2 protein-coding genes are annotated in these 1910 nt (G+C 64.8%); one reads left to right on the top strand and one right to left on the bottom strand.

All coding sequences use genetic code 11. The features are described 5' to 3' along the window. Positions 1–64 precede the first annotated feature (64 nt). A complete protein-coding gene (locus AX690_RS16235) occupies positions 65–1105 on the bottom strand; it encodes a ribonucleotide-diphosphate reductase subunit beta (RefSeq protein WP_066683826.1) in 1041 nt (346 codons plus the stop codon). A gap of 197 nt (positions 1106–1302) precedes the next feature. On the opposite strand from AX690_RS16235, the gene AX690_RS16230 reads away from it, so the two are divergent. Continuing rightward, a partial coding sequence (locus tag AX690_RS16230) for a glutathione S-transferase family protein (protein ID WP_231732222.1) occupies positions 1303–1910 on the top strand: 608 nt, incomplete at its 3' end.

Here is a 1910-nt window from a genome sequence, read left to right as displayed (position 1 = left end):
TCACCCTCCCACCGCTGCGCGGCGGGCCCCGCCCTCTCCCGGTGGGAAGAGGGGGTCTTAAGCCCTACTCCGCCGGAGTCAGGTCCGAGCGCTTCTTCATCATCTCGTCGAAGCTGGTCCACACGCCCTCGGCGCCGTGCCAGGAGCCCTTGGTGGCGGCCTTGGAATATTCGGTCGCGCGGGCCTCGAAGAAGTTGGCGTGCTCGACACCCGACAGCAGCGACTGCAGCCAGGGCAGCGGGTTCTCCTTCACGCCATACACTTCCGGCAGCTGCAGCTGGCGCAGGCGCCAGTCGGCGATGAAGCGGATGTATTGCTTGATGTCGTCGGGGGTCATGCCCTGGACGTCGCCGGCCTCGAAGGCCAGGTCGATGAACTTGTCCTCCAGGCCGACCACGTGCTTGCAGCAGTCGACGATGTCGTCGGCCACGGCCTTGGTCACCGCGTTCGTTTCCTTGTTGAACGCGTGGTACAGCTTGATGATGCCGTCGCAGTGCAGGCTCTCGTCGCGGATCGACCACGAGACGATCTGGCCCATGCCCTTCATCTTGTTGAAGCGCGGGAAGTTCATCAGCATCGCGAACGAGGCGAACAGCTGCAGGCCTTCGGTGAAGCCGCCGAACATGGCCAGGGTGCGGCAGATGTCGGCGTTCGAGTCGACGCCGAAGGTCTGCATGTAGTCATGCTTGGCCTTCATGGCCTCGTATTCCATGAACGCCGAGAACTCGGTCTCGGGCATGCCGATGGTCTCGAGCAGCAGGGCGTAGGCCGCGATATGGATCGTCTCCATGTTCGCGAACGAGGCCAGCATCATCTTCACTTCGGTCGGTTTGAACACCCGACCGTAGCGCTCCATGTAGTTGTCCTGCACCTCGACGTCGGACTGGGTGAAGAAGCGGAAGATCTGCGTCAGCAGGTTCCGTTCCTTGTCGTTCAGCTTGACGGCCCAGTCCTTGAGGTCCTCGCCCAGCGGCACCTCTTCCGGCATCCAGTGGACCTGCTGCTGCTTCTTCCAGAAGTCGTAGGCCCAGGGATAGCGGAACGGCTTGTAACCGCCCGAAGGGGTCATCAAGCCAGGCAGGATCAGCGACGACGGAGCGGACATGACAGAGCCTCGGAGCGAGAATCGAGCGGACGGGTTAGGGTAAGCTACGGCAGGCTGACGCCCGACGCACGCCCATACTGACCCACCACATCTAGTGTGACAATGGGCCGCCGACACAACATAGGGGAGGTTCTGTGGACAAGCCGTTCACGATTTTCAGCGCCCTCGGATCGGGCGGCGTGCCCGTCGAGGCGGCCATGACCTTGATCGGCTTGCCTTTTGAGGTGATCGAGGCCCCGACCTGGGAGGGCGAGGCGGAAGCGGCCAAGGTCGCCGCGATCAATCCCCTTAAGCAGATTCCGGCGCTGGTCACCCCCGACGGCGAAACCATCACCGAAAGCGCCGCCATCCTGATCTGGCTGGCCGACCGCTATCCGGCCGCGCGCCTTGGACCCGCGCTCGACGACCCGGCGCGGGCCCAGTTCCTGCGCTGGATGACCTTCATCCCGGCCTCGATCTATTCGCTGTTCTGGGTGCGCGACGATCCCTCGCGCCTGGGCGGGCCGGACCCGGAGGTCCAGGCGCGGATCAAGGCCGCGACGGCCGAGCGGATCCTGGACTGCTGGCGGATGATGGAGAGCCAGATGTCGCCGGGGCGGTACCTGCTGGGCGAAGAGCTGAGCGTGCTCGACCTCTACGTTACGGTGGTCAGCCGCTGGGGGCCGAGGCGCGTGCGGTTCTACGAGGCCGCGCCGCGGATGACGGAGGTGGTGAAGCGGGTGGATGGTGATCCGCGGCTGGCCGGGTTCTGGGAGCAGCGGTTCCCGTTCTTTGACGGGTGGGAGCGGTTGGGGCAGCAGGGGTG

Source organism: Caulobacter sp. CCH9-E1 (genome assembly GCF_001556515.1).
Taxonomy (GTDB): Bacteria; Pseudomonadota; Alphaproteobacteria; order Caulobacterales; family Caulobacteraceae; genus Caulobacter.
This window is presented reverse-complemented; position numbering and strand designations above follow the sequence as displayed.